A 23925-nucleotide genomic window follows, 5' to 3' on the forward strand; every position below is an offset into this window, starting at 1 on the left:
CAAGCCTAATCCATGGCCTGATATACGTAATATTATGCCCGACAGGTGATTTCGGCCGCTGATCCGTGATCGTACGGACTGGGGGTCGATGGCCCACGACCGGAGGTGAGCACCAGGTCGCAGCCAGGCGGTGACTTCCCCGGGCGTGAGGGCGGGATGCTCGGCTGAGTACTCGACGACGACGTGGACCGGAGCGTCGCAGGCGGTGTGGGGGGCGTCCAGCACAGGGCCCTCGGGGCCGAGACCCGATCGACAAGGTGCGTGTCGGCATCTCCGCCACCCGGCTCGACTCGGCGGCGGGTCACCGTGGACGCGGGTACGGTGCGCGCCATGGGCGCGGTTGTCAGCAAGGTCGTCAAGGCGACTTCGCTCAGGCGTAGTTGGTCGACGCGAAAGACCGAGTGTTCACCCACGCCACCAGCAGCTGGGTGCTCTTCCCGGTGCCTCGCTCTCGAAGGTGAGGCGTCGGTGATGTCTGTGCGGTGATGCCGGGCTCCTTCGTCCTCTGTGTAAAACGCCGGGTACGAGGCGAAACGGCTGCGGCGTACGTCGGTGGCGGCCCCTGGCTCCTCGGGCCGCCGGGCGCCGCAGCTGTGTTGAGGCGCCCGAGGCCGGTGGTTCCCTCGGGCGCCGGGGCCTTCGTCAGGCTTCGTAGGTGGGGTAGTCGGTGTATCCCTCTGCCCCGCCGCCGTAGAAGGTGTTGGGGTCGGGGGTGTTCAGGGGTGCGCCGGCGCGTACGCGCTCGACGAGGTCGGGGTTGGCGAGGGCCATGGTGCCGACGGTGATGACGTCGGCCAGACCGTCCTCGATGTCCTTGGTACGGGTGGGGATGTCGGTACCGGCCCGGTTGAGGATCAGCGTCGTCGGCCACAGCTTGCGGAGAGTGAAGAGGAGTTCCTCGTCGCCGCCGTGTCCTATGTGCAGGTAGGCGAGGTTGAGCGGGGCGAGGGCGCGCAGGAGGTGCGGGTAGAGCTCGTGCGGGTCGCTCTCCACGAGGTCGTTGAGCTGGAAGGGGTTGCCGGGAGAGATCCGGATGCCGGTGCGGCCGGCGCCGATCTCCTCGGCCACTGCCGTGGCGACCTCCACCGCGAAACGGATGCGGTTGTCGAGGGAGCCCCCGTACTGGTCTGTGCGCTGGTTGGCGCTGGGGAAGAGGAACTGGTTGACCAGGTAGCCGTTGGCTCCGTGGATCTCGACGCCGTCGGCGCCGGCCGCGATGGCCGCGGCGGCGGCGCGCCGGAAGTCGTCGACCGTCGCGACGACCTCCTCGGTGGACAGCTCACGCGGCACCGGCATCTCCTGGAGCCCGGATGCGGTGAACGTCTGGCCCGCCGGCTTGACCGCGGAGGGAGCCACCGGCTGCCGGTGGTGGGGCGTGTTGTCCGGGTGGGCGATGCGCCCGGCGTGCATCAACTGGATGACGATGCGCCCGTCGGCCCCGTGTACGGCGTCGGCGACCTTGCGCCAGCCGGCGATGTGTTCCTCGGTGTAGATGCCCGGGGTCACCGGGTAGCCCTGGCCGTCGGCGGAAGGCTGGGTGCCCTCGGTGATGATGAGCGCGTGCGAGGCGCGCTGGGCGTAGTACTCGGCGTTCAGCTCCGTCGGCACGCCGTCCGGGGTGGCCCGGCTGCGGGTCAAGGGGGCCATGGCGAGCCGGTGCGGCAGGGAGATCTCTCCGACGACGGTCGGGTTCCACAGGACGTTGGGCATGGGTGATTCCTCAGATGATGGGTGATGGATCGCTGAGAGGCATAGGCAGGCACCGTGTGGGCGTGGTCGACCGGGGTGACCGGGCATTCCTGTTTCCGAGCCCGATGGCGCACCCGCCATGACCCCTGCCGACCGAGTTACGGCGGCGCCACTCATGGAATTACGCTCATAATACCATGTGAGTGTGCGAGCAGTCGCAAGGCCAGGTAGTCCGGGGTGGCGGCCCGCTCCGATGGGAAGTGACACCCCGGTGGACCAGCTGGCCCGCCGTCGGTCAGGCCGCGAGTCAGCCGTTCACGGGGTGTGATCGGGGCTGCGGCGGAGTACGGGGCGCAGGACCTCGATGACGCCGGGGTCGTCCACCGTGGAGGGGATGGGCTCGTCGTGGCCGTCGGCGATACCGCGCATCGTCTTGCGCAGGATCTTTCCCGAGCGGGTCTTGGGCAGGGCGGCTACGACCGAGACGTCCTTGAGCGAGGCGACGGCGCCGATGCGCTCGCGTACGAGCTGGACGAGTTCGGCCTCGATCACGCTCGGTTCACGGTCGATGTCGGCTTTCAGGACGACGAAGCCGCGCGGCACCTGCCCCTTCAGGGCGTCGGCGACACCGATGACGGCGCATTCGGCGACGTCGGGATGGGCGGCCAGAGCCTCTTCCATGCTGCCGGTGGACAGCCGGTGTCCGGCGACGTTGATGACGTCGTCGGTGCGGCCCATGACGAAGACATAGCCGTCGTCGTCGATGTGGCCGCTGTCGCCGGTCAGGTAGTAGCCGGCGAAGGCGGACAGGTAGGAGGCGACGTAGCGGTCGTCGTCCTTCCAGAGCGTGGGCAGTGCGCCGGGCGGCAGCGGGAGCTTCACGACGATCGCGCCGTCGACGCCCGCGAGCACCGGCTTGCCCGACGCGTCGAGGACGCGGACGTCCCATCCCGGCAGTGGGCGGGTTGGGGACCCGGGCTTGAGGGGAGCCGCCTCGATGCCCACCGGGTTGGCGACGATGGGCCAGCCGGTCTCGGTCTGCCACCAGTGGTCGATTACCGGGATGCCCAGAAGCTCGCTCGCCCAGTGATAGGTCTCGGGGTCGAGTCGCTCGCCGGCGAGAAAGAGGTGGCGCAGGCCGGTCAGGTCGTAGCCCGCGGTGAGCGTTCCCCGCGGGTCCTCCTTGCGGATGGCCCGGAAGGCGGTGGGTGCCGTGAACATGGTCTTGACCCGGTACTCGGCGGCAACGCGCCAGAACTGGCCCGCGTCCGGGGTGCCCACCGGCTTGCCTTCGTAGAGGACCGTCGTGGCGCCGACCAGCAGGGGTGCGTAGACGATGTACGAGTGCCCCACGACCCAGCCGACGTCGGAGCCGGTGAACATCGTCTCGCCCGGGCCCACGTCGTAGACGGCGCCCATCGACCAGTGGAGGGCGACCGCGTAGCCGCCACAGTCACGCACGACTCCCTTGGGCTTTCCGGTCGTTCCGGAGGTGTAGAGGATGTAGAGCGGATCGGTGGCGGGGACGGGAACGCAGTCGGCCGGCGGTGCGGCTGCGACCAGGTCCGCCCAGTCGAGATCGCCTGGCCCCAACTCGGCCTGCTCCTGCGGGCGTTGCAGGATCACGCTCTTCTGCGGCTTGTGGACGGCGAGTTCGATCGCCCGGTCGAGGAGCGGCTTGTACGGGATCACGCGCTTACCCTCGATGCCGCAGGATGCGGAGACGACCACTTTGGGGGCCGCGTCGTCGATGCGGAGGGCGAGCTCGTGCGGGGCGAACCCCCCGAAGACGACCGAGTGGACAGCGCCGATGCGTGCGCAAGCCAGCATCGCGATCGCGGCCTCGGGGACCATCGGCATGTAGATGACCACACGGTCGCCATGCTCCACGCCGAGCTGGACGAGTGCTCCGGCGAACGCCGCCACCTCGTTTCTCAGCTGTGCGTAGGTGTAGGTGCGCCGGGTGCCGGTCACGGGTGAGTCGTGGATGAGTGCGGGCTGTTCGCCGCGGCCGGCTTCGACGTGCCGGTCGAGCGCGTTGAAACAGACGTTGAGCCGCCCGTCGGGAAACCAGCGGTAGAAGGGTGCGCCCGATGAGTCCAGGGCGCGTCGCGGAGTGACATCCCAGTCGATGCCCTCGGCCGCCTTCAGCCAGAAGCTCTCCGGGTCTTCGGTACTGGCGCGGAAGACGTCCTCGTACGTTCCCATCGCGCACTCCTTCGTGGCATCGAGGGGCAGGGGTGTGGCAGCGTGCTGAACGGTGTCGGGCACAAGTACCGTATGCCGCCGACATGGTCGAGCAGGATGCCGGAGACCAACGGCGTGGTCACCGGCATCGCCGTGGTGCAGCGGGCCCGGCCGGCAGGCCCCGTCGCCAGGTTCAGGTTCTGCTCACGCGCCGAGATGCCGGCGGAGCCACTGGCCCATCTGTCCGATCGCCTGGTTCACCTCGGGCACGCGCCCCGCGCCCAGGACGAACGAGTGCTGTCCTTCGGGCAGTGAGTGGACCTGGGAGGTGACCTTGAAGTCCGCGAGCCGACGGCCGAGCTCGGCGCCGTCGTCGGCGAGGGTCTCGTACTCGCCGTAGTAGACGATCGTGGGCGGCAGGCCCGTCAGATCGGCGTTCGCGATGCTGATCTCGGGGGCGGCGAAGTCCACCGCGGGATCCTGTAGCCAGGCTCCCCGGAAGAGTTCGAGGGTGGCGCGACTGAGCATCTTGTCGTTGTCCTCGTTCTCGTCGACCGCCGGGTGCTGGATGGTGAGGTCGGTCCACGGCGAGACGCTGACGATCGCACCAGGGGTGGCCTCGCCCTTGGCGAGGAGGCGCAGCGGCAGCATCACGGCGAGGGTGCCGCCGATCGAGTGGCCCGTGCTGCCGATGTTCCGCGGCTCATAGCCCTGGGAGAGCAGCCATCGGTAGGCGGTCTCGGCATCGTCGAGCTGTGCCGGGTGGGGGTGTTCGGGCGCCAGGCGGAAGTCGACGACGAGGGAGCGGGCGCCGGCCGCCTTGGCAATGTGGCCGGCGGCCTTGCGGTCCGAGTGCATGGAGGCGGTGACCGACCCGCCGAAGTGGAAGTGGAGGAGTGCGCGGTCGGGGTGGGCGTTCTCGGGGATGCACCAGAGGGCGGGCACGCCGTTCGCGTCGACTTCGGCGTAGGTGACGCCTTCTGGTTCGGTCGAGGCCCGGTGGTTCGTCTCGACGATGTCGCGGATGACGGCCAGGTCGAGGCCCGGTGTCGACGACTTCGCGCTCACGCTCTCGAGGAACTGCGCGAACTGCTGGGCCTCTGGGCTTGCTCCCATGGTGGCGCTCCTTCACGGGTCGGTGCCGGTCCGCTTGTTGTGTGCGGCCGGGTGGGTGTGGTGGCCATGACGCTACTGGCTGAGTATAGGAAAGTAAACTCAGATGAGGTTGGAATCACCCCATGGATATATGGACCGAAGCACGTCGGCCACGCCGCTCCTGCGTGGATCACTCCTGACCTTGATCAACAAGGCCGGAGTCGGTCGAAGGGAACACTGCGGGTCCGATGTGAGGCGGCGTCAGCGTTCAGGAGCATGCAGACGAGGGGCGGACGGGGGCAAAGCGGCCTCCGGTGCTGACGAGGACAACACCGGGTCCTCCGGCAGTCCATTTACCTCTACCGTCGCGGATCAGTGGCCTGAGGTCCGGCTGTCTGTCCCGTCAGGATTCTGTGCTGCATGCGCCGAAAATCGAGTTCGGACTCTGCGGGCGAGGTAACGCTGCCGAGCCACCCGAGGACGAACGCCGCGGGCACGGACACCAGGCCCGGAGTCTGGAACGGATACCAGTCGAAACTCGCCTCCGGCCACAGCGCGAACGCGGTTCCCGAAACGATGGGCGAGAAGACCGTGAGGACGGTGCAGAGCAGTAGCCCCCCGTAGACGGACCACAGCAGTCCTCTGCGGTTGAACCGGTGCCAGAGGAACGAGTAGATCAACGCGGGGAAAACGCATGAAGCCGCAACGCTGATCGAGAAAGCGACCAGGAAGTCGGTCGGATACCGGTGGATTGCAGCGGCCAGTGACAGGCCCACCGCGCACACGATGACGGCGGCGACGCGCAGTGCCCGTATCTCTCCCGTCTCGGTGCGTCGGCGCTTGCCTCGCGCGAACACGTCGTGTGCGAAGGACACGGCGGCGGCGAACGTCACACTGGTCACGGTGGTGAGTACGGTGAGGAAGACGACGCACGCCATGACGGTGATGAGCACGACGCGTCCTGTCGAGCCGTCACGAAGTACGTCCGAGGCCAGCTGGATCGGGGACGACTGCCCAGTGGCGTCGACCGCGCCGATGCCGGTCGCGCCCACTACGGCCGCTGATGCGAAGCCGGTGGTGATCAGGAGCAGGACGAAGGCGCCGACCAGTCCCGTGGCGATACTCATGGATCGCCGTGCCGCGCGCCCGGTGCGGGACGCGCCTATCCGTAGGAGCTGGTGAGGCATCACGGCCGTACCGAGGATGAAGACTATGTGATTGCCGAATGTGTTGAGTGACCCGAGGCTCGCCGTGTACGGCCAGAACCCCGGCCTCAGATAGTCGTCCGGCGCCATGCTTTTGTCCACGGCGGTCGAGAGCAGAGCTCCGGGATCCCAGTCGAATTTCCTGAGGGCCAGCAGTGTGATCACCGCAAGTGTCACCAAGGTGATCGGTACCTTGGCGACGTGCATGAAACTGTTGCCCCTCAGGCCCGCCACCGCGGCGAAGCAGGCGACGAGACAGCCCATCAGTATCGTGCACACCACCTGGGCCCCATCGGTCGATATGCCGATCAGGAGGGCCGCACTGCTGCCGGCGACACGCAGTTGGATGATGAGGAGGGGAATCGTGATGGCCAGCGTCACCGCGGTCGCGGCGATTCGGGGCCCCGAACCCGACGCTCGCAACGAGAAGAGGTCGCCGAGCGTGTAGCGACCGCTGTTGCGTATCTTCTGCGCGAGGAGCAGCAGCACACCGAGCATGATCAGACCGTCGAGGGCGTACGTGAATCCGTCGTATCCGAACAGGGCGATACCCCCGGAGACCGCCAACAGGGTGACGACCGAGATCTGTTCGCCCGCCATGGCGAATCCGTTGAAGACCGGGGAGAGGGACCGGGCGGCGACATAGAGCCCTTCCGGGTTCTCCTCCTCCGCCGTGGCGAGCGTGAAGAGCCACAGTAGAGACACTCCGATGAAGACCAGGAAGGCAATGATCACGGGGCGCCTCGCGGCCGAACCGATGGGGTCGAGCACGCCCGAGCTCAGGATGTCCATGGTCACCGCTTCACCGCCGGGACCCGTTGACGGAGGCAGCGCCCGATATCTCGGTGTGGAGTATGCCGGACGTCAGGGACTGTTCGATGGGATCGGACGACCGCGTACTTCGACTCTCGTACCACCAGGCAGTGGCAACGAAGAGTGCGCACTGAAGGATGCCCCACACCAAGCCCAGATTGAGCTTCCCGTACACCGGCACCGCGGGAACGTCGCTGAAGCAGGACAGTGTGATGCCGACGGCGAAGGGAACCGCGTTGACGACAAGGAAGGCGCGCTGCGCACGATGCGCGCTCTCGCGGAGGCTGTCCATGCGTTGCAGCCGCGCGGCATCGTATGTGGGGCGCGGCGCTGGTTGGCGACCAGGGGGAGTCGAGGGGAAGTGCGAGTGCACGGAACCTCCGGGCAGTGAGGGTGGGGAACGGGAACGGCGCGGCGCGCAGCGTTCCGGCGTCGGGACAGTGATCCGGCCGACGAGGGAATGAACGATGATCAGCAAGGGTCAACGGGTGTGGGTGCCCCAGTTGAGGTACAACACGCAGCACGGGACGCGCTGCTGGCATCTGTTGCCACTCGATGCACAGGGTGCTGTGTCGGGGGCCTGGCGAATGAATGCGGACGAAGGCTGGGCACAGACCGCGAAGCCCCAACCGGACCTCGCGATAGCGTGCGCGTACTCACAAGCCGCTGTTGCCGTGATGCGCCATGTTGTGATCAGGAGAATCACGGACTCTGTGATGACCTGTCAACAGTCTGTGAGATGTGTGCGGTAAGTCACTGTGGCAGCGAGACTCCGGCATGCGGAAGCCGACCGAGTACGTGCACGTACAGCGGAGTCGGGGCGTGGCCCAACCCGGTGTTCATTACGGGATCAGTTCGGCGGACCGTTCGGCGACCTCATGCCGCAGAGCGGTCCACAGGGCGCGTACGGCGGGGTGCGTCACCGCCTCGCGGCGGACGGCCAGGGTGAGGGGAAGCCGGATGTCGATCTCGTCGGCGAGCAGCCGACGTAGCTGCGTGCGCTGGGCCAGAAAAGCCGGCAGGACGCCGATACCGGCCCCCTGGTGGGTGGCTTCGAGTTGGGCGAAGACGTTCGTCGAGGAGAATGCCGGGGTCATGCCCGGAAGGTGGCGCTCGATGTCGAGGTCGCCGACCTGCAACATCGACTCGATGTAGAAGATGAGCGCGTGCTCCCGCAGCTCGGCCACTGTCTCCGGTCGTCCGTACTGGGTGAGGTAGTCGTCGGAAGCGTAGAGCCCCAACGTGTAGTCGGCGAGGTGCTCGGTCACCAGGTGGCTGCTCGAGGGAACGCCGATGACGAGAGCGAGATCGAAGCCGGTCGGGCGCAGGGCGAGCTGTCGTGTCGCGGTGATGAGTTCGACCTGGAGCCGGGGGTGCAGGCGTCGCACTCGCACGAGGGCGGGCGTGGCGAAGGCGGTGCCGAAGCCGTCGGGAGCGGTGACGCGCACCGTACCGTGCAGGGATGGTGAGTCCTGGCCCGCCACGGTGTCGGCGACGCGGTTGAGGGCCTCCTCGATCGTGCGCGCGTTCTCCGAGACGGCTCTTCCGATGTCCGTCAGCGTCCATCCCTCCGTGCCGCGCTCGATGAGGCGCAGGCCGATGCTCTTCTCCAACGCGGCGATACGGCGTGACACGGTGGTGTGATCCACGCCGAGTGCGTCGGCGGCGGTCACCAGACGCCCGGTACGGGACACCGCGAGCAGGTAGCGCAGATCGTCCGCGCGGAGTGTGCGCGGATCGACGGGGCGACGGGAGCCGACCGGCGGCTGGGAGGGCCTCTCGTCCGGCGAGCGGGAATGCACGGCACCACCGTATCTGCATTTCTGCACAGCAGGTGTGCACCATTGGTGGTTGATTGCACACATTGCGAAGCTGCATATTCAAGGCAGTGGGCGCCACATGCCCGCCGTTCTCGCTGAAAGGGCCCCTATGGTTGCCAGCCTTTCCCTCCCGCGGATCCTGCGCGTCGGCCGCGGCGCCGTCGGCGAACTGGGCGACGTCATCACGGGACTGGGCCTGCGCCGTCCCCTGCTGGTGACGGACGCGTTCCTCGCCGGAACCGGTGCGGCGGAACGACTGATGGCGACGCTGAAGGACGCCGGACTGCAGCCGCGCCTGTTCGCCGGCACCGTCCCGGATCCGACGACCGACTCGCTCGGCGCGGGCCTGGCCGTGCTGCGGGAGCACCAGGCGGACTCGGTGATCGGATTCGGCGGCGGCAGCCCGATGGACACCGCCAAGGCCCTCGGGCTGCTGGGCGTCCAGGGCGGGCAGATGCGGGACTACAAGGCCCCGCGCACCAACCTCGGCCCGGCGCTTCCGGTGATCGCGGTCCCGACGACCGCGGGCAGCGGCTCGGAGGCCACCCAGTTCACCATCATCACCGACAGCCACACGGACGAGAAGATGCTCTGCACGGGGCCCGCGTTCCTGCCGGTCGCCGCCGTCGTCGACTTCGAACTGACCCTGTCGATGCCGTCCCGGCTGACCGCCGACACCGGCGTCGACGCGCTCACTCACGCCGTGGAGGCGTACGTGAGCCGCAAGGCCAATCCGTTCTCCGACGGCCTCGCGCTGGACGCGATCCGGACCATCGGCCAGCACCTCCGCCGTGTCTACGCCGACGGGAAAGACGTGGAGGCTCGCGAGGCGATGATGCTCGCCGCGACCCAGGCCGGCATCGCCTTCTCCAACTCCAGCGTGGCGCTCGTGCACGGCATGAGCCGACCCATCGGCGCTCACTTCCACGTCGCCCACGGTCTCTCGAACGCGATGCTCTTCCCTGAGGTGACGGCGTTCTCCGTGCACGCCGCCGAGAGCCGGTACGCCGACTGCGCACGTGCACTCGGAGCCGCCACCGACGGCGACACCGACGCGATGGCCGCTGAGAAGTTCGTGGCGGCACTCCGCATCCTGTGCCAGGACCTGGAGGTGCCCACTCCTCAGGCCCACGGCATCGACAAGGCAGAGTGGTTCCGCCTGTCGCCTCTCATGGCACAGCAGGCACTCGCGTCCGGATCCCCCGCCAACAACCCTGTCGTACCCACCGCGGAGGAGATCCGGGATCTCTACGCGAAGATCTACGCCTGACACTCGGCGAGCAAGGAACCCTGATGACCACGACAGCCGCCGCCCCGGCGCACATCAACCACTACATCGACGGCCGCGTCGACGATCGCGGCGCCGAGACCCGCAGCTAGGTCTACAACCCCGCCACCGGCCAGGTGACTGGCCTCGTCGCGCTGGCGACCGCCGAGGACGTGGACGCCGCGGTCCGGGCCGTGTCCGAGGCGTTCGAGACCTGGTCCCTCACCCCGCCCCACATCCGTGCTCGTACGCTCTTTCGGTTCCGCGACCTGGTCGAACGCGACACGGACCGGCTCGCCTCGGGCATCACGGCCGAGCGCGGCAAGGTGCTCTCCGATGCCAGGGGCGAGGTCACGCGCGGGCTCGAGGTCGTCGAGTTCGCGTGCGGCATCCCGCAGCAGCTGAAAGGGGGAGTTCTCGGAGAACGTCGCCCGCGAGGTGGACGCCGTGTCCCTGCGCGAGCCGCTCGGGGTGGTCGCCGGCATCTCGCCGTTCACCTTCCCCGCCATGGTGCCGATGTGGATGTTCCCCGTTGCCCTGGCTTGCGGAAACACCTTCGTGATGAAGCCGTCGGAGAAGGACCCCACACTCGGCGTCGAACTCGCCGAGCTGCTCACGGAAGCCGGGCTGCCGCAGGGCGTGTTCAACGTGGTCCACGGCGACAAGACCGCCGTGGACGCCCTCCTCGCGCACGAAGATGTCGAGGCGGTGGGCCTACCGCAAGGGCCTGGCCTGGAAACAGGCCCTGGCCGAGAGCGGCGCCATCGGAAAGCTGACTCGTGCCTACCGCCCGCAGACCAACGGCAAGGTCGAACGCTTCAACCGCACCCTGCTCGAAGAGTGGGCCTACCTGCGGCCCTACACCAGCAACGACGAACGGGTCTGCCGCACGATCGAGTGACATCTGAACTGGCTTGCGCTCTCCGGGTCGGCCACGCGGTGAAATCCATAGGCGGGGCCCTCCACGAAAGTGGTCGCCATTGGATCGCCGACGGCGTCGTCGCCTCCTCCGTTGACCGCGCCGGGCGGAAGGCCTGCTACAGCCCGGATCTCAGTCCCTGTCGGGCACCATCGAGACCACGACCTTGCCGGCCTTGGTGCGGCCCTGCTCCACGTACGCCATCGCCTCAAGCGTCTGGTCGAACGGGAAGGTCCTGTCGATGACCGGGCGTAGCTTCCCGCTGTCGTAGAGGGCACTGAGCTTGCGCAGCTGGGAGCCGTTGGCCTGCATGAAGAAGAACTGGTAGCGCACGCCAAGCGCCTTGGCCTGCTTGCGCACCTTGCGACTGAGTGTGTTCATGACCACGCCCATGAACGAGGGGGCGCCGAGCTGCTTGGCGAACCCGGCGTCCGGCGGGCCGACGACTCCGATGGCCAGGCCTCCGGGCTTCAACACCGTCAGAGACTTCTCGAGGTTCGCTCCGCCCAGGGAGTCCAGCACCAGGTCGTAGCCGGACAGCACCTTCGAGAAGTCTTCCTTGGTGTAGTCGACGACGACGTCGGCGCCGAGGCTTCTGACCAACTTCTCGGTGTCGGTGTCCGTCGTCGTCGCCACCGTGGCGCCGAGGTGCTTGGCGAGCTGGATGACCGTCGACCCGAGGCCACCGGCACCGGCGTGGATGAGCACCTTCTGCCCCGGCTTCACGCGAGCACGGTCGACGAGGATCTGCCAGGCGGCCAAGGCCACCAGCGGCACCGCGGCTGCCTCTTCGAGGGTGAGTGAGGCCGGCTTGGGCGCGACATCGTCCTGGTCGATCGCGATGAACTCCGCGAAGCCACCTACCCGCAGGTCGCGCGGACGGGCGTAGACCTCGTCACCGACCTCGAAGCCGCGTACGGCGGAGCCGACCCGTGTCACGACGCCGGCCAGGTCGTGGCCGAGCACGAACGGAGGCTTGTACTTCAGGAGTTGCTTGAACTCCCCGTTGCGGACCATCTTGTCCAGCGGGTTGATGCTGGCGGCGCTCACTCTGACCAGGACGTCGCGGTCCCCGACAGCGGGTTCGGGTACCTGTGCGGCGCGTGCGCCGTCCTTGCCGTACTTCTCGACGACGAATGCCTTCATGTCGGCTGCCCTTCTGCGTGATCTTCGCGGTGGGTTTCTTGGTGGTCGATGTGATGGTTCGGGCAGTTCTTCTGCTCTGGTGCCGAGGCGTCGGCGGAGCCGCTGGCTCATCTGCTGAATGGCCTGGGGGCCTCGGGTACGAGTCCCGCGCCCCGGACGAAGGAGTGCTGTCCCTCGGACGGTCATGACGCTAATGGTTAAGTATAGAAAAGTAAACTCAGATGCGGTTAGAATCACCCCCATGGATGCGTGGACCGAAGCTCTTCAGGACACCGGTATGGACCCCCGCCTCGACCGGGACACGTCGAACTGCTCGATCGCGCGGACCCTTGAGGTTGTGGGGGAGAAGTGGACGATCTTGATCCTCCGCGAGGTCTGGTACGGCTCGTCCCGCTTCAGTGACTTCGAACGCGTCCTCGGCTGTCCTCGCAACCTCCTCGCGACGCGGCTCCGGATGCTCGTGGAGGAAGGGATCCTGGCCACCGAGACCTACAAGGAGCCGGGGGCGCGGAGTCGGCCTAGGTATGTGATCACCCCCAAAGGCATGGATCTGGTCCCGGCCGTGATGGGGCTCCTGCAGTGGGGTGACCGGTACCGTGCCGACCCGGAGGGGCCGGCCGTACTGTCGCGACACCGCACGTGCGGTGCGCACGTCAATGTCCAGATTCGCTGCGAACAAGGCCACCCTGTGCAGTCGGAAGACATCGAGAGCGTCCCGGGCCCCGCTTTTCGTATGAGGCCGGCCCAGTGAGCTGAGCGCGCTTGCGCCAGGCGATCGGCGCGAACTCCTCCGTCAACTCTCCGCGGTGTGCTCGCTCCGTCTGGCTCGCGCCTGGTGGAGGCGGACCTTGGTGCGGTTGCCGCAGCGTGACATGGAGCACCAGCGGCGGTTGTGGGCGGGGGAGCGGTCCAGGAAGCGCAGGGCGCACGTGTCCGCGCCGCAGATGCGTACGCGGCGGATCTCGGCGGACAGCAGCAGGTCGACGGCGTCCTGGGCGACGAGTGCCAGTGCGGCTGTGGCGTCGGCGGCGAGACTCGTGGTGCCGGCGGGCTCCAGGCGTCCGTCTGTGATGGCGATCTGCAGGGCCGGTCGAGGTGCCTCCGCTGCCGATCGGTTGAGCAGCGTGACGTCGCCGGATGCGGGCAACCGGCCGTCTGCAACCGCAAGTACGGCCCGGTCGACCGTCTCACGCAGCCGTCGGCCCGACGCCAGCACGGCGGCAGTGGCGGGGTCCGGGGCACCTGGTGCGAGCAGGCCTGCCTCCTGAAGCCACAGGACCAGGTCGACCGGATTCCGGAGAGTCTCCTCCGGCGTGGCCCGCCACCGGCGGCGCAGGGTGTTGGCGAAGTCCAGGCAGACCCGCCCGCCGTCCCAGATCCACATGTCGTCCGTTGCCACGCCTCCATTCTGCACGTTAGCTTAACCCTCTAAGAGGGTTAGTTCGTGCATGAGGAGGCGCAGCCATGGGACAGCCGACTGTGACGACCGGAGTGACCCAGGTGGACGGGGTCCGCCTGCACTACGTCCGAGCCGGATCCGGCCCGCTGCTCGTCCTTCTCCACGGCTGGCCGCAGACCTCCGATTGCTGGCGGCCGGTGCTGGCGGATCTCGCCGCCGACCACACCGTCGTGGCGCCCGACCTGCGTGGCTACGGCCTGAGCGACAAGCCCGCATCCGGGTACGACAAGCGGCGCATGGCCGCCGACATGGCCGGCCTCGTCGAGGCGCTCGGCTTTGAGAGTGCCGCAGTCGTGGGCCACGACCGCGGCGCCCGTGTGGGACATCGCTGGGCGCTGGACCGTCCCGAGCAGGTGGAACGGCTGGCCGTGCTCGACATCGTGCCGACCCGGGAGATGTTCCGCCGACTGGACGCCTCGCTCGCCTCCGGGTACTGGCACTGGCTGTTCCAGATGCAACCCGATCTGCCCGAGCGCCTCGTGGGACGTGACATCCGCGGCTATCTCGAGTACTTCTTCGAGCACTGGACCTACAACCGCCACGGGCTGACCCCCGAAGCGGTCGACGGCTACGTCCGCGCGTTCTCCCGCCCGGGTGCCATGCGGGCGAGTTTCGACGACTACCGGGCCATGGAGCAGGACGTCGCCCTCGACGACATCGACGCCGCCGAGGGCCGTCGCCTCACCATGCCGGTCCTGGCGCTGTGGGGTTCCGTCGGGCTGCCCTCCCGCCTGCCGACGCTGGAGATCTGGCGTGAGTACGCGGTTGACGTCACCGGTGCCGAGATCCCGGACTGCGGCCACTTCATCCCGGAGGAGCAACCGGAGGTGATGCTGGCACATCTGCGGCCCTTCCTGGCCGGCGGGACGCCGACCACACTGTGATGTCCCCGCACGGCGAACCAGGCTGGACAGTCCGAGGGGGCGGCCCAGCCGTACTGGCGGGGCCGCCCCCTCGGCGCGGGCCTCAGATCGCGGCGACCGGAGCATCCCCCACAGCAATGCCGGCAGCCGGGCCGTCGGCCTTACGCTGTCGGGCCATCAGCAACGCCAGGGCCGCAGCCAGGGCGACGGCGCTGGCTCCGACCCAGAGCGCGGGCCTCAGCCCGTCGACGAACAGCGAGGCGGACCCGTAGCCGCCCTGGGCGGAGAAGACCGCCGCCAGCGACGCGACACCGATGGCGCCACCGACCTCGCGGATCGCGTTGTTGGCGCCGGAGGCGATGCCTTGCTCCTCCGGGCGGACCGTGCTCATGACGAGGTTGGCGCTGGGGGCGAAGAACATGCCCATGCCGATGCCGCAGACGATCAGTGCCGGCAGCAGAGCGGTGTACGACACCTGTGGCTTGACGGCCAGCGCCCAGAGTCCGAGGCCCACCGCGTTGAGGGCCATGCCGACGGTGACGACGGGAGCGCCGCCGATGCGGTCGGACAGTGCCCCGGCCAGCGGTCCGGCGATCATCGGCATGGCGGTCCAGGGCAGCATGCGCACGCCGGCTTCCATCGGTGAGTAGCCGCCGACGGTCTGCAGGTACTGGCTGAGCAAGAAGATCGACCCGAACATCCCCAGGAACATCAGCAGGCTCGCTGCGTTGATGGCGCTGAAGGAGCGGTGGCGGAAGAGACGCATCGGCAGCATCGGGTGCTTGGCGCGCAGTTCGTAGAGGACGAAGCCGACGAGCAGGGCCGTACCCGCGAAGAAGCCGCCCAGCACCGGGGTACTGGTCCAGCCGTCGGCGTTGCCGCGCACCAGGGCGTAGACGATGCCGAACAGACCGCCGCTGACCAGGGCCGTGCCGGCAAGGTCGAGGCTCGGGTTCGGGCCGTGGCTCTCGTCCAGCCGCAACAGGGCCAGCGGGATCAGCGCCAGACCGAGGGGGACGTTCACCCAGAAGATCCACTGCCACGAGAGGTGCTCGGTGAGTGTGCCGCCGATGAGCGGTCCGGTGGCGACGGCGATGCCGCTGGCCGCCCCCCAGACGCCGAAGGCAACGCCGCGCCGTTCGGCGGGGACGGCCGCCGCCAGCAGGGTGAGCGTCAATGGCGTCACGATCGCGGCCCCGACGCCCTGCGCCGCACGGGCGGCGATCAGTTCACCCATCCCGGGGGCGAGTGCGGCCGCGGCTGAGGCCGCGGTGAAGATCGTGAGCCCGATGGCGAACAGTCTTCGGCGGCCGAAGCGGTCGCCGAGGGAAGCGCCGAACATGAGCAGGACCGCGAAGGTGAGGGTGTAGGCGCTCACCGTCCATTCGAGGTCTTCGAGGCCGCCGCCGAGGTCCTTGCGGATGGAGGGGAGGGCGGTGGTGACGATCAGGTTGTCGAGGGCGGTGATGAATCCGGCCATGCTGGTGATGGCCACGGCCCAGACGGCGCTGCTGCGCCGGGCCGGTTGCTTGCGGTGCTGTGTCATGACGTTCCCTTGGCGGACGTGCCTGGCGATTGATCAAGGGGTGTGAATGCCGGGGCGCGGCGGCGCGGCGTCGACACCGGGCACGGGTACGCATCGGCTCGCGCGGATTCCTGGGCGGACCGACGCTCAGGGGAGCTGCGGATATAGCACGGAGACGCCCCCGGAGAGCGCGGCCTGAGCCTGGCGGGAGGCGTTGTCCGCGAGGATCTCGTAGGCGCCGACGGCGATGCCGTCGACGGCGATCCGGGCGATGTCGGCAGGGTCCGACTTGGCCGCGTCGACGTCCCGGACCATGTCGGTGTCCATGTAGCCGACATGCAGTCCGGCCACTCGGATGCCCTGGCCGGCGAGTTGCACGCGCAGGGCGTTGGTGAGCGACCACTGCGCGGACTTGGCGGCGCAGTAGGCGCCGATCTCCGGGAAGCTGACCCAGGACAGGCCCGACAGGACGTTGAGGATCGCCCCGCCGCCGTTGGCCGCGATCTGCGGTGCGAAGCTCCGGGCCATAGAGAGGGTGCCGAAGTAGTGGGTGTCCATCTCCAGCCGGATGTCGTCCAGGTCGGCTGCGAGCAGGTCGGCGCCGGTGGCCGATCCCGCGTTGTTGATCAGGACGGTCACATCACCTGTGGCCTCGACGGCTGCCGCGACGGAGGCGGGGTCGGTGATGTCGAGCGCGATGGGCTTGGCGCCGGGCAGGTCGACCTGGTCGGGGTTGCGGGCGCCGGCGTAGACGGTGGCGCCGCGGCTGAGCAGTTCGGCGGCGAGGGCCCGGCCGAAGCCCCGGTTGGCTCCGGTGACAAGGGCAGTGCTGGTGGAGAGGTCCATGGAGGGTTCCTGGTGAAGTTGGTGTTCCCGGGCGGCCGCAAGGTGTGCGGTCGGGACGGAAGAGAGATCTGAGCCGTCGGCAGTGAGGACTCACGAGCATTGAAGTATGACCGTAATTCTAAGCGGTGTGAGTCGGTGATCGCAAGCACCCTGCGTGGAGGGGGGGGTGGAGAGACGTGCCGTGCCGCCGCGGAGTTCGATGGCGTCTGTGACGTGGCCTGGGACCGTCCGGGGTGACGTCACGTGCGGCGGCCGAAGGCCGATGGGTATGCGAGCCTGGCGGTGTGTCAGAGAGGCGCTGCCCAGGCGGGTGCTGTTACGAGGCGTGGCAGTGGGAGCGGTGGACGCTGCGCCTGCCCGACGTTCCGGAGTCGTGCCGACCGCTGGCCTGAAGTTCGCTGCCTGCACGCGGTGCGATCAACGCGCCAGGGGCCTGCCGTGCGCACGGCAGGCCCCTGGCGCAGTCCGCTGAAGGCGGACTCAGAGCTTGACGATCATCTTTCCGACGTTCTCGCCCCGCATCATCGCGAAGAAGGCGTCCAGGGTGTTGTCGAGGCCGTCCCTCACGGTTTCGCGGTAATGGAGCTTGCCTTCGGCGAGCCAGCCGCCGACCTCGCGTACGAAGTCCGGCTGGAGATCCAGCTCCTCGCTGAACATGAACGACAGGATGTCCGAACGCGTCACGGACAGGTTCCACAGGTTGCGCGGTCCCACGACCTTCTCGTCGTTGTACTGGGAGACCATCCCGCTCAGGACGATCCGTGCGTGCAGCTTGAGCGCGCCGATCGCCGCCTCCAGGTGCTCGCCCCCGACATTGTCGAAGAAGACGTCGATGCCGTTCGGCGCCGCCTGGGCCAGCTGCTCGGCGACCGGCCCGTTCTTGTAGTTGAACGCCGTGTCGTAGCCGTACTCCTCGACGAGCAGTTTGACCTTCTCGTCCGAGCCCGCGCTGCCGATCACCCGGCCTGCGCCCTTCAGTTTGGCGATCTGGCCGGCGATGCTACCGACGGCGCCTGCCGCGCCGGAGATGAAGACCGTGTCGCCCTCCTTGATCTTCGCGAACCGCTCCAGTCCTATGTAGGCGGTGAGGCCGGTGACGCCGAGGATGCCCAGGTAGGCGGTGAGGGGCGCCAGATCGGGGTCCACCTTCTGGGCGGTTGTCGCGTCGAGGACCGCGTAGTCGCGCCAGCCGAGGACGTGCACCACATAGTCGCCGGGCGCGAAGCCCTCGGCGTTGGACGCGAGGACGCGGCCGACCGCGGGACCGTCCATCGGCGCGTCCACGTCGTACGGCTCGATGTAGGACTTCTTGTCGCTCATCCGGCCCCGCATGTAGGGGTCGACCGAGAGGTACTCGTTGGCGATCAGGAGCTGCCCCGGGCCGGGAGTGGGGAGGTCCACCTCGCGCAGCGAGAAGTTGGATGCCGTCGGCCAGCCCTCTGGACGGGCGTCCAGGTGCCATGCGCGTGCTGTGGTGGGCAGGGTCTGCTCGGACATGTGAATCAAGTCCCTTCGGTGGGGAGATGGCGCTCTGATGGGCGTACAGAAAGGTCTGTCTAGTGAACAGAAAGGTCTGTCTCTACAGGTCCCGAAACAAGCCGCGAACGGCCGGTTCCAGGGGCTATCGGGGGCAGGCTGCGTCGAGCAGGTCGCGCGCCGCGCGCTTGGCGGCCTCGGCGGCGGCGTCGGCGCGTTCGACGCGCGTCGCCGCCAGCGTGCCGTCGATGAGGAGCGTGAGCTGGAACGCGAGTGTGTCGGGGTCCGTGGCGCCCGCTGCGGCGGCCAGGTCGCGCACCCAGGCGCGGACGGCACGCTTGTGCTCGGCGGTGATGGCGTGCGGGGTGCTACCGGGGCCGTACTCTGCCGCAGCGTTGATGAACGCACAGCCCAGTGTGCCCTCTCGCGCCGCGTGCTCAAGTGCGACGAAGAGGCCGAAGAGCTGCTCGCGTGGGTCGTCCCCGGCGGCGAGCGCCGCTGAGCGCAGCTGGCGCCGCCACCTGTCGTCCATTTCCCGCAGGTAAGCGGCGACCACGTCGTCCTTGCTGGGGAACTGCTTGTACAGCGTGGCCTTGGCAACTTCCGACTCGGCGATCAGCCGGTCCACCCCCACGGCGTGGAAGCCGTGGGCGTAGAACAGCTCGCAAGCGGTATCGAGAATGCGCTCCCGGGCGGGGCGTTGCGTGGACACGGTGCTCATACGGTGTAAGTTAACAGAAAGGTCTGTCTACCGCAATCAGTCGGCAGCGTGCAGCGTCCGCGGGGTGGTTGCATCCCGTCGGCATCCCGCGATATCGCGTTGCGCTCGGCTGACTATGTGAGGAGATGTTCGATGGGCAGCATTGATGGTCTGGATGTCGGGACGTTCGGGGTCTACACCTTCGACTTCGAGGTCCAGCCCGCAGCGCGGATACGCGAATCGGTTCAGGAACTCGAGGAGCAGGGCTGGCGGGCCTTGTGGATTCCCGAGCTCCTCGGGCGTGACGCACTCACGCACGCGGGCTATCTGCTCTCCTGCACGGAGCAGATGCGCATCATCAACGGCATCGCGCAGATCTGGTCACGCGGAGCCCGGTGGGCGTACGGTGCCGCCCTGCTGCTGGCCGACGCCTACCCCGACCGGCACGTGCTCGGTCTGGGATTCGGCGGCGGGCAGGGGGCGGGGACCAAGCCCTTGGCGGCCATGACCGCGTACCTCGACGAGATGGACGCACTCCAGACGCCCAACCCCTTGCCGAGGATTCCCATGCGCCGCATCATGGCCGCGTACGGGCCCAAAATGCTCGAGTTGGCTCGTGAACGCACTGCCGGCGCGCAGACCTATCACGTCAACGTTGCGCATACCGCGCAGGCCCGCGAGATCCTCGGGCCGGATTCGTTCCTGGGGGTCGAGCACGCGGTGCTGTTCGAGTCCGACCCCGACAAGGCCCGCGCGATCGCGCGGGAACACCTGCACATCTATCTGAACTCCCCCTACAACATCGCGAAGTTCCGACGACTGGGCTACTCGGAGGAGGAGATCGCCCGTGGCGGCGACCGCATCGTCGACGACCTCGTGTTCTGGGGTGACCTGGACACCATCGTCGAGAAGCTCCATGCCCATGTCGAGGCCGGCGCCGATCACGTCGCGGTGCAGGTGATCGGGATCGAGCCGGGCGAGTCCGCGATGCCGTACTGGCGCATGCTCGGCGAGGCACTCCTGCCCCAGGGCGGCAACGCCTGATCTGCGGTTTGTGCACGGCGCCGCGCCCGGTGACGATCGCGGCGCCCGTGACCGGGGTGGCCTGCCGAAGAAGCCGCGCAGCATGTGTCACGCGGTCGGGGAACGAAGGTCCTTGCGGAGAATCTTGCCCGACGTGGACTTGGGGATGACGTCGATGAACTCGACCCGCCGGACCTTCTTGTACGGGGCGACCCGGCGCGCGACGAACTCGATGACCTCGTCCGCGGTGATGTCGGTGCCGGGCCGGCGGACGACGAAGGCCTTGGGGATCTCCTCACCGTCGTCGTCGGTGACCCCGATGACCGCGGTGTCGACGATGGCCGGGTGGGTCAGCAGCAGGGCCTCGAGCTCGGCGGGCGGGACCTGGTAGCCCTTGTACTTGATCAGTTCCTTGAGCCGGTCGACTATGAACATCCGGCCGGCGGGGTCAGAGAGTGGGCGCCGCGCCCTGCGGCACGGTGCCGGTCCGTCGTTCCGCGTCGGTGAGAAACGTCAGGACGCGGGCGGCGAACTCGTCGGGGCACTCGATCTGCGGCATGTGACCGATCCCGGTGAGGAGATGGGTCTCGGCGTGTGGGAGGAGTCGGCGTGCGGAGTCGAGATGACGGGCGGGCAGGACTCGGTCGCGGTCTCCCCAGATGATCAGTGTGGGGCGGGGGTGCTTCGCGACGGCGGCGGTCAGTTCGGCCCGCCAGCCGGGCTTGGTACCGCGCATTGTGGCGAGTTCTCGAACGGTCTCGAGCAGCACGGCGCTCGGGTCGGGTTGGCGGGCGATGGCCAAGGCGTGATCGATCCGCTCCTTGGTGGCCAGTGCCGGGTCGGCGAAGGGCAGACGTTCGGTCATCCGTGTGCCGGCGCGGGTGGGACGTCGGGTGACGAGGCGGCCGAGGACGGGGAGGGTCAGCAGCCGTAGCGGGAGCGCGACCTCGGGCCCGAAGCCGGCGCTGTTGACCAGCACCAGGCCGGCCACCCGTTCCGGATCGAGGACGAGCAACTGCTGCGCGATCGCGCCGCCGAGAGAGTTGCCGAGCACGTGCAGCGGTCGCTGCTCGCCGAGGGTTGCGAGCGCATCGATCACTCCGCGTGCCAGCACCTTCAGCGTGGTGGGCTCGGGGGAACGGGCGGAGAAGCCGAAGCCCGGAAGGTCGAGGGCGATCAACCGGTGTCCCGGGGCGAGGCGTGGGTACTGCGGGGCCCAGTCCTCGAGACTGCGGCCGATGCCGTGCAACAGCAGCACGGGCGGGTCGGACGGGTCACCCTCGATACGCACGCGGGTGCGTCGACCGTTGACGGAGATGAAGGCCGGGGTACTCATGCCGCCGCTCCCCTGGGTGCCGCCTTCGCGCCCACCACGGTGGAGGTGAACTTCAGCGCGGGGTCCTCGACCGGGCCGGTGGCCAGCCGGGCACGGTCGAGTTGGTAGTTCTGCTCCACCGTCCACGGGCCGTGGGAGCCCCGCTGCGGGAAGAGGTGCATGGCGCGGTTGATGTATGCCGTATCCATGTCGAGGAACGGCCCTCCGGTGAGCGTCGGGTCGTCGGCGACCGGGGTGACGGTGGCGTAGCCGTGGCGGTCCATGTGGGCGAGCAGCCGGCACAGGTGATCGGAGACCAGGTCGACCTTGAGCGTCCACGCGTTGGTGGTGTAGCCGAGGGCGAAGGCGAAGTTGGGCACACTGCTGACCATCATGGACTTGTAGATGAAGTGGTCGTGGAGATCGACGGCCTGGCCGTCGACGTGCAGGGTGATACCGCCGAAGGGCAGCATGTTCAGTCCGGTGGCCGTGACGATGACGTCGGCGTCGAGCTCGGTACCCGACTCGAGCAGGATCCCGTGCTCGGTGAACCGCACGATGCGATCGGTGACCACGGATGCCGCACCGCTGGAGATGGCCTTGAACATGTCGGAGTCCGGGACCACGCACAACCGCTGGTCCCACGGGTTGTAGCGGGGGTTGAAGTGGGTGTCGATCGCATAACCCGCAGGAAGGGCACCGGCGTTGAGCTTGCGGATCAGACGCCGCATCTGCCTCGGGTAGCGTCGGCTGAGGGCAAGGATCAGGCGCTGGCGGTTGATGTTGATTCCTCGTGTGACCCGCCACGCGACCGTCTCCGGCAGCAGTCGGCGCAGGGTGTTGGCGATCGGGTCCTGGCGCGGCACCGGCAGCACGTACGACGGTGAGTGCTGCAGCATCGTGACGTGGCCCGCCGTCTCGGCCACCGACGGCAGCAGGGATACGGCGGTGGCGCCGCTCCCGATGACGACGACCTTCTTACCGGTGTAGTCGAGGTCCTCCGGCCACTGCTGCGGGTGGACGATCGGGCCGTGGAAGTCCTCGCGCCCCTCGAAGTGGGGGGTGTACCCGCCGGCGTAGTCGTAGTAGCCGGCAGCGGAGAACAGCACGCCGCAGGTGACGTCGAACTGCTCGCCGTCGCCGGTGCGCTCGAGTGTGACGGTCCACCGCGCCTCGTCGGAGGAGAAGTCCGCGCTGAGCACCTTGTGCCCGAGGTGCAGGTGCCGGTCGAGGCGGTCGTCGGCGATCGCCTCGTGCAGGTAGTCAAGGATCTCGTGGGCGTCGGCGATGGCGTTGGCCTTTGTCCACGGCTTGAACTCGAAGCCGAAGCTCTGCATGTCGGCGTCGGACCGGATACCCGGGTAGCGGAACAGGTCCCAGGTTCCGCCGATCGCATCGCGGCCGTCGACGATCGCGAAGGTCTTGTCCGGCTGCTTCGTCTTCAGATGGTGCCCCAGGTCGATGCCGGAGATACCGGCTCCGACGATCAGCACGTCGACGTGCTCGAGTCTCCGTGACACCTCAGCGGCTGCGCTCATGTCGGTTTCCTTCGTTTCGTGTGGTGGTCGTGACGATCCGGGGAAGGGCCGTGGTCACTGCGGCGAGATCAAGGACACGATGTCGGGGACAGCCGAGATGTCGGGGACGTCGAGGAAGCCGGGACGCTGGTATGCCGGGTCGGGGTAGTCGTAGTAGCCCTTGCCGGTCTGCAGTCCCAGCAGCCCGCGGTCGAGGAAGTTCTTCTTGATGTAGTCGGCGTTGGCACTCATCTGCGCGTCACCGTTCTCCTTCCCCCAGTGGGAGAGAACGTCGTACGCCGTCTTCATGCCGACCATGTCCATCATCCCCAGCGGCCCGAACTTGGCGCCGGTGTACAGGAACGTGCGGTCCACGTCCTCGGGGGTGGCGACTCCGTTGGTCACGAGGGTCTGCGCGGCGTTGAGGAAGGGGACCAGCCACGTGTTGACGACGTACCCGTTCTGTTCCTTGCGGATGGGGATCGGCAGCATGCCGATCTCGACGGCGAACTCCGTCACCTCGGTGAGCGTCTGTGGCGACGTACCCGGGTGAGCCATGATCTCGGTGAAGTTCATCGCCCAGATCAGGTTGGAGAAGTGGAGGGCGCAGAACTTCTCCGGACGGCCGGTGGCCTGGGCGAAGTCCCTGGGCAGGAGTGTCGAGGAGTTCGTCGCGACGAGGGCGTCCGGCGGCAGGAGTTCGGCCATCTTCAGGTACAAGGCCGTTTTGACCTCCGGGATCTCGGGCACCGCCTCGATCACCAGGTCCGCCTGTGCGACTGCGGCGGCCAGGTCGGTGCTGTACGTCAGGCGTTCCCGAGTGGCGGCGATGTCCGCGTCGTCGGCGCCGACTTCCGACAGGTAGACGGCGGCGTACTGGTCGTGTGCGGCCCGACAGCGCTCGATGGCGTCCAGTGCGATGTCGTACACGGTGACCGTCTTGCCCTTGAACGCGCTGTGCCAGGCGATCTGTCCGCCCAGCACGCCCGAGCCCAGGACGGCTATTTTGTCGAGTCGGGACATGGCTCTCTCTTCCTTTTGGCAGCAGGAGTTCGGAGAA

The 23925-nt window shown here is 68.1% G+C and carries 19 protein-coding genes and 3 pseudogenes; 6 read left to right on the forward strand and 16 right to left on the reverse strand.

Annotated elements, in window-relative coordinates:
- Positions 1–642: 642 nt before the first annotated feature.
- The 6 genes from ACIRA5_RS30655 to ACIRA5_RS30680 all read right to left on the reverse strand — a co-directional run bounded on the left by ACIRA5_RS30655 (position 643) and on the right by ACIRA5_RS30680 (position 8791).
- On the reverse strand, positions 643–1710 hold the full coding sequence (locus tag ACIRA5_RS30655; RefSeq protein WP_403696011.1) for an alkene reductase: 1068 nt from the start codon (positions 1708–1710) through the stop codon (positions 643–645).
- A 294-nt stretch (positions 1711–2004) separates the two neighbouring features.
- Entirely contained in the window at positions 2005–3897 is a 1893-nt protein-coding gene (locus ACIRA5_RS30660) for a propionyl-CoA synthetase (RefSeq protein WP_403696014.1), read from the reverse strand.
- 183 nt (positions 3898–4080) lie between these two features.
- Positions 4081–4992, reverse strand: a complete 912-nt coding sequence (locus tag ACIRA5_RS30665) for an alpha/beta hydrolase (protein WP_143653848.1) — start codon at positions 4990–4992, stop codon at positions 4081–4083.
- A gap of 338 nt (positions 4993–5330) precedes the next feature.
- Positions 5331–6968, reverse strand: a complete 1638-nt coding sequence (locus ACIRA5_RS30670; RefSeq protein WP_403696017.1) for a transporter — start codon at positions 6966–6968, stop codon at positions 5331–5333.
- 10 nt (positions 6969–6978) lie between these two features.
- Positions 6979–7281 carry a DUF485 domain-containing protein gene (locus ACIRA5_RS30675; RefSeq protein WP_403696020.1) on the reverse strand — a complete coding sequence of 101 codons (303 nt, stop codon included), beginning with the start codon at positions 7279–7281 and terminating at the stop codon, positions 6979–6981.
- A 550-nt stretch (positions 7282–7831) separates the two neighbouring features.
- On the reverse strand, positions 7832–8791 hold the full coding sequence (locus ACIRA5_RS30680; protein WP_403696022.1) for a LysR family transcriptional regulator: 960 nt from the start codon (positions 8789–8791) through the stop codon (positions 7832–7834).
- Between the two features lie 127 nt (positions 8792–8918).
- On the opposite strand from ACIRA5_RS30680, the gene ACIRA5_RS30685 reads away from it, so the two are divergent.
- From ACIRA5_RS30685 to ACIRA5_RS30695, 3 genes and pseudogenes are all read left to right on the forward strand, one after another.
- Positions 8919–10079, forward strand: a complete 1161-nt coding sequence (locus tag ACIRA5_RS30685) for an iron-containing alcohol dehydrogenase (protein ID WP_403696025.1) — start codon at positions 8919–8921, stop codon at positions 10077–10079.
- A gap of 23 nt (positions 10080–10102) precedes the next feature.
- A pseudogene (locus tag ACIRA5_RS30690) lies at positions 10103–10787 on the forward strand (aldehyde dehydrogenase family protein); the annotation flags it as partial.
- A gap of 58 nt (positions 10788–10845) precedes the next feature.
- Positions 10846–10956, forward strand: a pseudogene (locus ACIRA5_RS30695) (integrase core domain-containing protein); the annotation flags it as partial.
- A 171-nt stretch (positions 10957–11127) separates the two neighbouring features.
- Here the strand turns inward: ACIRA5_RS30695 and ACIRA5_RS30700 are convergent.
- On the reverse strand, positions 11128–12141 hold the full coding sequence (locus ACIRA5_RS30700) for an NADP-dependent oxidoreductase (protein ID WP_403696027.1): 1014 nt from the start codon (positions 12139–12141) through the stop codon (positions 11128–11130).
- A 277-nt stretch (positions 12142–12418) separates the two neighbouring features.
- On the opposite strand from ACIRA5_RS30700, the gene ACIRA5_RS30705 reads away from it, so the two are divergent.
- Positions 12419–12892, forward strand: coding sequence for a winged helix-turn-helix transcriptional regulator (locus ACIRA5_RS30705; protein ID WP_403696548.1), 474 nt, complete (start codon positions 12419–12421; stop codon positions 12890–12892).
- Positions 12893–12934: 42 nt separating this feature from the next.
- Here the strand turns inward: ACIRA5_RS30705 and ACIRA5_RS30710 are convergent, their stop codons facing one another.
- Positions 12935–13540: a CGNR zinc finger domain-containing protein gene (locus ACIRA5_RS30710; protein ID WP_403696030.1), complete on the reverse strand. Its 606-nt coding sequence runs from the start codon at positions 13538–13540 to the stop codon at positions 12935–12937.
- A gap of 65 nt (positions 13541–13605) precedes the next feature.
- Here ACIRA5_RS30710 and ACIRA5_RS30715 point away from each other — a divergent pair, with 65 nt between their 5' ends.
- Positions 13606–14484 (forward strand): alpha/beta fold hydrolase, encoded by an 879-nt coding sequence (locus ACIRA5_RS30715; RefSeq protein ID WP_403696034.1) that lies wholly within the window; start codon positions 13606–13608, stop codon positions 14482–14484.
- An 82-nt stretch (positions 14485–14566) separates the two neighbouring features.
- Here the strand turns inward: ACIRA5_RS30715 and ACIRA5_RS30720 are convergent, their stop codons facing one another.
- The 4 genes from ACIRA5_RS30720 to ACIRA5_RS30735 all read right to left on the reverse strand — a co-directional run bounded on the left by ACIRA5_RS30720 (position 14567) and on the right by ACIRA5_RS30735 (position 19031).
- Positions 14567–16009 carry a DHA2 family efflux MFS transporter permease subunit gene (locus ACIRA5_RS30720; protein ID WP_403696037.1) on the reverse strand — a complete coding sequence of 481 codons (1443 nt, stop codon included), beginning with the start codon at positions 16007–16009 and terminating at the stop codon, positions 14567–14569.
- Positions 16010–16135: 126 nt separating this feature from the next.
- Complete coding sequence (locus tag ACIRA5_RS30725; protein WP_403696039.1) at positions 16136–16834, reverse strand: SDR family oxidoreductase; 699 nt, start codon at positions 16832–16834, stop codon at positions 16136–16138.
- 480 nt (positions 16835–17314) lie between these two features.
- Entirely contained in the window at positions 17315–18331 is a 1017-nt protein-coding gene (locus ACIRA5_RS30730; RefSeq protein ID WP_403696041.1) for an NADP-dependent oxidoreductase, read from the reverse strand.
- Positions 18332–18455: 124 nt separating this feature from the next.
- Positions 18456–19031, reverse strand: coding sequence for a TetR/AcrR family transcriptional regulator (locus ACIRA5_RS30735; protein WP_403696044.1), 576 nt, complete (start codon positions 19029–19031; stop codon positions 18456–18458).
- A gap of 132 nt (positions 19032–19163) precedes the next feature.
- On the opposite strand from ACIRA5_RS30735, the gene ACIRA5_RS30740 reads away from it, so the two are divergent.
- Positions 19164–20054 (forward strand): TIGR03620 family F420-dependent LLM class oxidoreductase, encoded by an 891-nt coding sequence (locus ACIRA5_RS30740; protein WP_403696046.1) that lies wholly within the window; start codon positions 19164–19166, stop codon positions 20052–20054.
- Between the two features lie 87 nt (positions 20055–20141).
- Here ACIRA5_RS30740 and ACIRA5_RS30745 read toward each other — a convergent pair.
- The 4 genes and pseudogenes from ACIRA5_RS30745 to ACIRA5_RS30760 all read right to left on the reverse strand — a co-directional run.
- Positions 20142–20483: pseudogene (locus tag ACIRA5_RS30745) on the reverse strand (4-coumarate--CoA ligase family protein); the annotation flags it as partial.
- Positions 20482–21369, reverse strand: coding sequence for an alpha/beta fold hydrolase (locus ACIRA5_RS30750; protein WP_403696048.1), 888 nt, complete (start codon positions 21367–21369; stop codon positions 20482–20484). The pseudogene ACIRA5_RS30745 and the gene ACIRA5_RS30750, both read right to left, overlap by 2 nt.
- Complete coding sequence (locus ACIRA5_RS30755) at positions 21366–22886, reverse strand: flavin-containing monooxygenase (protein WP_403696051.1); 1521 nt, start codon at positions 22884–22886, stop codon at positions 21366–21368. The genes ACIRA5_RS30750 and ACIRA5_RS30755 overlap by 4 nt, the downstream gene beginning before the upstream one ends.
- A 54-nt stretch (positions 22887–22940) precedes the next feature.
- The gene (locus ACIRA5_RS30760) at positions 22941–23888 is read right to left on the reverse strand and encodes a 3-hydroxyacyl-CoA dehydrogenase (protein WP_403696053.1); all 948 of its coding nucleotides are present in this window, start codon (positions 23886–23888) and stop codon (positions 22941–22943) included.
- Positions 23889–23925 lie beyond the last annotated feature (37 nt).

The sequence above is a fragment of the Streptomyces sp. NPDC096311 genome (assembly GCF_044763085.1).
GTDB lineage: Bacteria > Actinomycetota > Actinomycetes > Streptomycetales > Streptomycetaceae > Streptomyces.